The following is a 5123-nucleotide window of genomic DNA, read 5'->3' on the forward strand; positions in this document are numbered from 1 at the left end:
GCACCGCGTCCAGCGGCGCCACAAACGTCAGCAGCGCGGGGGCCGCCAGACGCACATGGGTGTGCAGCCGCTTGAGTTCGCCTTGCACGCCACTGGGTGCCGTCACCTGCAGCTCGGCCAACAGCTCCAGGGCGGCCTGCAGTTCACCCTGACGACACGGTTCATCCTGAATGCCCGTGCGGTCAAGCGCCACCACCGCCAACCCATCGCGCAGCATACTGCTCCAGGCGTGCAGTTCCGCGACCGTCCGGGTCAGGTGGATGATCTCGGCCTCGTGCGCGGTCACATCAGTTTTCGGCTTCCCGCCACGCGGTTTCTTGCCGGCCGCGATCCGCGCGGCCTGGCGGACGACCGTGGGCGTTCGCTCCTCCAGGGTGCGCAGCTGGCGCGCCAGGCGGTGCTGCACCTGGCTGACGGTATGGAAGAGGTGCCAATGGTCACGTCCCGGACGTCGGTTGGGGTCGACGGTCTGACACGCCGAACCCATCGCGTCACCACCATCGCTCACCAGACTGTGCCAGCGCAGCCCGCGATCCTGGGCCAGCCACAAGACCAGGGTCCAGCTTTCGGCGTCCACGGGCAGGGGACCTTCCGCCGCCCAGACCGCCCAACTGACCGTATCCACCACATTCAGGTACGCGCCACGCCGGTTGTTCGCATAGATCTCGTCCAAGGCCAGGGCGCGGATGCTGGCAGGGGCGTGCGTGGCCATCCAGCGCAGCGCCCGCTGCTGGGCCTCCTGCACCACGGTACTGATGGTGCCGATGCTGACCTGCTGGCCGGTCAGACGGCGGAGGCACACCTGAATGTTGGCGTAGCTGCTATGGCTCTCGACGAGCAGGGTCAGGATCTGGCACGCCACGTCTGGCGACACCACCGTGGTCGTGGTGGTGTCGGTAAAGGCCTGTTCCAGCGCCGCACGGGCCTGCGCTTTCCAGGTATACAGGCTCTGGCGCGACACGCCGACGGTGCGGCTCAGCGCGCTGACAAAGCCATACTCATGATCGTGTGCAAGCATCTGACTGGCCCATTGTATCCGCTGGTCGGGTGTGCTAGCATGCGTCTGACCCATCGGGTTCTCCCTGTGTTTGATGGTGGATGCGGTACATCAACCATACAGCACAGGGAGTTTTGCTACAAGCCGTTCGGACGAACTGTCAAGCGGAAATGCCCGATTCTGAAACATGCCTTACCTTTTGTCCTTTGCCTTCATCCCTATCCCACGCCTCCAGCACCAGCCGCCGTGTCCGGTATTCGCCGTAGAGCTTGGTTTCCTTCTCTTTCAACACCCGGAATGTCTCGCCGGGGAAGTCCGGCCCGTACACGTCCGCCGGGTCGAGGATGTAGCGCAGCTCGTCGCGGGTGAGGCCGTAGAGCCTGGCGATGCGCGCGTCGAGCTCGGCGCGGGCCAGGGCGCGGCGCTCGTCGTCCCAGCGGTAGGGCGGGAGGGGGAAGGGCTGAGGGCTGAGGGCTGAGGGCTGAAGGCTGCCCTCCTCGTTGATGCCTGGGGTCGGCGGGAACAGCTCAGTTGGCGCGCCCGCGTTGCACGCCGCGCTGCGCCGCAGCAGCTCTGCCCGTAGCGGCTCGTCTGCCTCGTCCCACACGTCCTCGGCGAAGGCTTTGATGTCCCAGGCGGTGTAGACCAGCTCGGCCACGCGCGGGACGATGTAGGCGATGTCTTCGGTGGTGAAGCGGTCGGGGGGGAGGACGGGGAGTTGGTAAATATAACCGAAGGTAAAATTCACACCACCCACTTTTTGTCGCACCACATAATCAAAGGGGAAGCTATTAAATATAGTCACAAGGCACAGCACTTTTAGGGTAGGACAAGGTTCGTAGGCGATTTACAGTTTGCGAGGCTCGTAGTGGGCGCTTCAGCGCGCCAGATGGGCCACAGGGGGCTGAAGCCCACACTACGAACTGTTACTCTGATTCGGCCCTTCTGAAACCTTGTCTAGTGTAAGAAGAGAAGTACATCAACGGCATCGAATGACCAACAGCGACCAATGGCAAGAAACCAAAAATTGAAGTGCGCTCGTCAGTAACTCGAACAATATTACGGAAGCCAATTAGCCAGGTGCGATCCCAGCGCCCAGCCAAGCGCTCGGCGACGGCAGTTGTGGGCACCCAGTAGCGCGGGGTGACGCTCTTTGATGAATTGGTTAGCTCATTAGTGGTGATATCGCGGGCTGCCTCACCTTCATAGGTGGCCCAGCGGTGCGTAAACTGATGCAGCAGCTTGGCTCGGAATGTGTCAAGTGCCATTGGACAGTGATCTGGGCGTATTATGGAGCGTGGCTGGCCCCCACACCGGCACCTCCGGCGCAGGCTGGCCGACGGCGGCCCCGGTGTCAAGGGGCCGCTGCGCGGCTGAGACCCTTGACACCGGGGCCGCCGTCGGCAGGGGCTCCGGTGTCGCCGGTGTGGGGGCAGCAGCGCTGGGGCGCGGCAGGTTGATCCCTACCTGGGTTGGCAGCTGCGGCGCGATGGGTCGGCCGCGCGGGAACCGCTCGGGGTGGGCGGCATACGCGGCATCGAGCGTGACCTGACGCGTGGCAATCACTTCTGCTGCCCGTCCGCTATGCACGACTGCGGGCGACAGGAGCGCAATCCCACTGTGCTTGTGTTCGTGGTTGTACCAGTCGGCAAACCAGCGCATCCAAATGCGAGCCGCCTCCAGGCTGGCGAAGCGGTCAGGATAGGTGGGGCCGTACTTCATCGTCTTGAACTGGCTCTCCGAATAGGGGTTGTCGTCCGAGATGGTCGGTCGGCTGTGCGACTGGGCCACGCCCAGGTCGATCAGCAGCGCAGAGAGGGTCTTTGCGGTCATCGGCGCTCCCCGGTCGGCGTGCAGCGTGAGCTGCTGGGGCTGCACGCCCTCCCGCATGTAGCTCTCCGCGATCAGGATTTCGGCGAGCGCGGCCTCTTCGCGCTCATCCAGCAACCAACCGACGATCTTCCGGCTGAAGATATCGAGCACGACGTACAGGTTGTACCAGATGCCCGGCGTCGGCCCGCGCAGCTTGGTGATGTCCCACGACCAGACCTGGTTGGGGCCGGTCGCCAGGAGCTCGGGGGCAGTGTAGGCCGGACGCCGACGCTGTGCCCGCCGCTCGCGGGTGGCCGCATCCTGCTTCAAGATGCGGTACATCGTGCGCCACGAGCAATAGTGGAAACCCTCATCGAGCAGCGTGGCGTAGATGGTTCGCGGTGCCTGATCGACAAAGCGTTCACTATTGAGCAGCTCACGGATCACCTGTTCCTCCGCTGGGCTCAGCGCCTGGTGCGCACGGGGCCGACCACGGGCTGGTTCGACGGGGTGTTCCGGGCGCTGGGCGTGGTAGAAGCTACTCCGAGGCATGCCCAGCGCGGCGCACGCGGCGGCCACCCCCACCGTGGGGGCCAGTTCCTGGGCACCGGCCAGCATCACCGCTCGCCGGTCGGCGGGCTTGGCATCGTCAGACCAAGCAGTGTTACAACTTTTTTTTGGATCTCAATGACGATCTGCGTCTTCTCCAGCTCAGCCTGGAGGCGCGCATTCTCGCGTCGGAGTTGCGCGATCACATCCTGCTGTGGGTCACGGGCCTGTGCCGGGCGACCCGCCGGGCGGGGCTCCAGGCTGGCCAAGGCCCCATGATCACGTTGGGCGCGCCACTTCGACATGTGCGAGGTGTAGAGCCCATGGCGGCGGAGCAGCTCGCCGCGACGGGGATCACCTTTCGGATAGGACTCGTATTCGGTGAGGATCTCCAGCCGCTGGGCGGCGGTCCAGGCTCCCTGGCGTGGCTGGGCCTCGGTCGATGGCCGCTCGGGCGTCGTGGGGGAGGCGGTCGTTTGGTTCGTGGTCATCAGGTTGTCCTTTCGTCCGCCCTCAATGCAACGGGTTTCCGGGTGGCGATCTGTCCAAGGTTACTGTAGCACATAGGGGCTTCATAGAGCGGCAGCAGCCCCTCGCCCGGCGCGCTCTGGAACAAGTGGCTATCGTTGGACATGTGGAACATGGCCATAAAGCGCACACCCCAAGGATTTGCCTCAGTACGCTCGTTCACCAGCACCGGGGCGCGGCGGTAGATCTTCTTGGTTAGCTCAGCATCCTGGCGGGTGCGGAAGACCGGCGCGGTGCGGGTGTTCGGGTTGATCAGAGCAATCTCTTCGGGGGTGAGGGTGAAGACACGCTGCTTGTCAGCCAGATGCGTAACATTGGGTAGCCCCACAAAACGGCGTGGAGCTACTCACGCCTGACCCGGTAGTACAAGAGTTCGCGTATCGACCAGACATGGTCGGTCAGATCGGCGGCCATCGCCGGCGTTCCCTGGAGAGTCGCATGGATACGGCAGAAGTTGTATACGACGCCCATCCAGAACATGGCGGCTTCGAGGTGCGGCACCTGCCGGGCGGGGGTGCGCGAGCGGCGGGTCAAGGCAGGCAGCCAGGTGCGAAAGGTGGCATTCAGTCGCTCGATGTAGGCGGTGTTGATCACCCCGAGCGTGACCTGGGTGGCCTGCATGATCGCTTGGGCGCAGCGCATGCAGCCGTGCGCCAGCCGACGGTCGACGCCGCTGAGCGTGCGTCCCGTGTACTGCGTGACGACCTGCACGATATGGAGGTCGGCCCAGACCACCAAGCGGGGACGGCCGCGCGTGCCCGTGCGCAAGGGGTCACGGAAGACCCGCAGGATTCCGCTCGTCCACGCCGCAAATCCGTCGACGGCCCAGAGGATCGGACGCCCGACCTGGGCCGCCGCCCGCACATGGCTGATCACCTGCGTGACCAGGTCGGTATCCCGCTGCGGGGCGACCGCGCCCCAAAGGAACAGCCGCGAGAAGACACGCATTGCGGTAGCCATCCACACCGTGCCCCCCTGGGTCTTGACGTACAGTTCATCGCCCTGCACCTGGCCGACATCGACCTGACCCTGACAGACGACCTGTTCCTGGATGGCTTTCGCATGGGCTCCCGCCTTCCGTTGCCAGTCCGCCACCGTGCGCTCATCCAGGCCAAAGGCAAACACGATTGCCGGAATGGGACACCCGCCCGCCAACAATGCCAACACCAGCAGGACCATCCACAGCGGTCGTTTGAGGCCATAAAGCGGGGTGCCGCGCGTCTCCGCAAAGGTCTTT

At 64.5% G+C, this 5123-nt stretch carries 5 protein-coding genes and 2 pseudogenes; all 7 read right to left on the bottom strand.

Translation table 11 applies throughout. From position 1 onward, the window contains the following. The coding region (locus K2Z83_RS27735) for a hypothetical protein (RefSeq protein ID WP_220598414.1) at positions 1-1018 on the bottom strand (1018 nt) is incomplete at its 3' end. A 139-nt stretch (positions 1019-1157) separates the two neighbouring features. Then, positions 1158-1442: pseudogene (locus K2Z83_RS30305) on the bottom strand (hypothetical protein); the annotation flags it as partial. A gap of 481 nt (positions 1443-1923) precedes the next feature. Further along, a complete protein-coding gene (locus K2Z83_RS27745) occupies positions 1924-2265 on the bottom strand; it encodes a hypothetical protein (RefSeq protein ID WP_220598416.1) in 342 nt (113 codons plus the stop codon). Next, positions 2255-3427 carry an IS3 family transposase gene (locus tag K2Z83_RS27750; RefSeq protein WP_255604566.1) on the bottom strand — a complete coding sequence of 391 codons (1173 nt, stop codon included), beginning with the start codon at positions 3425-3427 and terminating at the stop codon, positions 2255-2257. Before K2Z83_RS27750 ends, K2Z83_RS27745 begins: the two co-directional genes overlap by 11 nt. Beyond that, on the bottom strand, positions 3427-3849 hold the full coding sequence (locus K2Z83_RS27755; RefSeq protein ID WP_220598417.1) for a transposase: 423 nt from the start codon (positions 3847-3849) through the stop codon (positions 3427-3429). Before K2Z83_RS27755 ends, K2Z83_RS27750 begins: the two co-directional genes overlap by 1 nt. A 65-nt stretch (positions 3850-3914) precedes the next feature. Beyond that, positions 3915-4193, bottom strand: a pseudogene (locus tag K2Z83_RS27760) (hypothetical protein); the annotation flags it as partial. A 35-nt stretch (positions 4194-4228) separates the two neighbouring features. Next, positions 4229-5123, bottom strand: an 895-nt coding sequence (locus K2Z83_RS27765; RefSeq protein WP_220598419.1) for a transposase, incomplete at its 5' end; no start/stop codon positions are given.

This window comes from Oscillochloris sp. ZM17-4 (genome assembly GCF_019599295.1).
Taxonomy (GTDB): domain Bacteria; phylum Chloroflexota; class Chloroflexia; order Chloroflexales; family Chloroflexaceae; genus Oscillochloris.